Origin of the sequence: Mesorhizobium sp. M7A.F.Ca.CA.004.04.2.1 (genome assembly GCF_004022825.1) — a bacterium.
Classification (GTDB): Bacteria; Pseudomonadota; Alphaproteobacteria; order Rhizobiales; family Rhizobiaceae; genus Mesorhizobium.
Genome location: NZ_RZPH01001091.1, coordinates 1 through 1,936 on the forward strand (window position 1 = coordinate 1; position 1,936 = coordinate 1,936).

Annotated in this window: 2 protein-coding genes; both read left to right on the forward strand. The window is 60.2% G+C overall.

All coding sequences use genetic code 11. The features are described from left to right. A partial coding sequence (locus EN893_RS31605) for a sugar ABC transporter permease (RefSeq protein ID WP_127272310.1) occupies window positions 1-867 on the forward strand: 867 nt, incomplete at its 5' end. A 1-nt stretch (window position 868) separates the two neighbouring features. Continuing rightward, window positions 869-1,792, forward strand: a complete 924-nt coding sequence (locus tag EN893_RS31610) for a carbohydrate ABC transporter permease (RefSeq protein ID WP_027036701.1) — start codon at window positions 869-871, stop codon at window positions 1,790-1,792. Window positions 1,793-1,936: the final 144 nt, after the last annotated feature.

The following is a 1,936-nucleotide window of genomic DNA, read 5'->3' on the forward strand; positions in this document are numbered from 1 at the left end:
ATGGAGAAGACCTGGAACAACAAGGCCTGGTTCATGGTGCTGCCGGTCCTCCTGCTGGTGGCGTTCTCGGCGGTGATCCCGCTGATGACGGTGGTCAACTATTCGGTGCAGGACACGTTCGGAAACAACGTCTTCTTCTGGAACGGCTCGGACTGGTACACCGAAATCCTGGAGTCGGAACGCTTCTGGCTGTCGATGGTCCGCAACCTGATCTTTTCCGCAACCATCCTCGCCATCGAGATCCCGCTCGGCATCTTCATCGCTCTCAACATGCCCAAGAAAGGCTGGGGCGTGCCGGTCTGCCTGGTTCTGATGGCTCTGCCGCTGCTGATCCCGTGGAACGTCGTCGGCACGATTTGGCAGGTGTTCGGCCGCATCGACATTGGCCTGCTCGGCTACACGCTGTCGTCGCTCGGCTTCGACTACAACTACGTCAACGATCCGACCGACGCCTGGGTGACGGTCATCCTGATGGACGTCTGGCACTGGACAAGCCTCGTCGTTCTGCTTTGCTACGCCGGACTGGTCTCGATCCCCGATGCCTTCTACCAGGCGGCCAAGATCGACGGCGCCTCACGCTGGGCAGTGTTCCGCTACATCCAGCTGCCGAAGATGAACCGCGTGCTTCTGATCGCGGTGCTGCTGCGCTTCATGGACTCATTCATGATCTACACCGAGCCGTTCGTCGTCACGGGCGGAGGCCCAGGCAATTCGACGACGTTCCTGTCGATAGACCTGGTCAAGATTGCCATCGGCCAGTTCGATCTCGGGCCGGCGGCGGCCATGTCGATCATCTACTTCCTGATCATCCTTTTGCTGTCATGGGTGTTCTACACCGTCATGACCAATGTCGATGCGGAGCGCTGAGATGAGCGGCGCCAACGAAGGAACGACGAGGCAGGACCGGGTGCGTGAGACGGCCGTTTCGGACGGGCTCGCCAGCACATTGTCGCAGGACCAGCTTGCGCGGCTGATGCGCCGGCGCGGCGAAGAATCCCGGTTCTGGTGGTTGGTGCCGACGATCTACATCATCTTTCTGATGCTGCCGATCTACTGGCTGGTCAATATGAGCTTCAAGACCAATCAGGAGATCCTGGGCGCCTTTTCGCTGTGGCCGAAGAGCCCGACCCTGGCCAACTACATCGTGATTTTCACCGACCCGTCCTGGTACAAGGGCTACATCAATTCGATCATCTATGTCGTCATGAACATGGTGATCTCGGTTTCGGTGGCGCTGCCGGCTGCCTACGCTTTCTCGCGCTACCGGTTCCTCGGCGACAAGCACCTCTTCTTCTGGCTATTGACCAACCGCATGGCGCCGCCGGCGGTGTTCGCGCTGCCATTCTTCCAGCTCTATTCGGCCTTCGGGCTGATCGACACGCATATCGCGGTGGCGCTGGCACACTGCCTGTTCAACGTGCCGCTGGCGGTGTGGATCCTCGAGGGTTTCATGTCCGGCGTGCCGAAGGAGATCGATGAGACCGCCTATATCGATGGCTACTCCTTCCCGCGCTTCTTCCTAAAAATCTTCATGCCGCTGATCGCCAGCGGCGTCGGCGTGGCCTGCTTCTTCTGCTTCATGTTCTCATGGGTCGAGCTGCTGATCGCGCGCACCTTGACCACGACCGCCGCCAAGCCGATCGCGGCGATCATGACGCGCACGGTCTCGGCCTCCGGGCTCGACTGGGGCGTGCTCGCCGCCGCCGGCGTGCTCACCATCCTTCCAGGCGCGCTCGTGATCTGGTTCGTCCGCAACTACATCGCCAAGGGCTTTGCCCTAGGGAGGGTGTGATGAAACAAACGCACGAGTTCATCCGCAACACCATCGCCAAGGGCTTCGCCCTGGGGAGGGTATGACCATGAACCTCACCTGGATGGCATGGACGCTGCCAACGGCGATCTTTTTCATCACGATCCTGGTGCTGCTCTGTGGCAT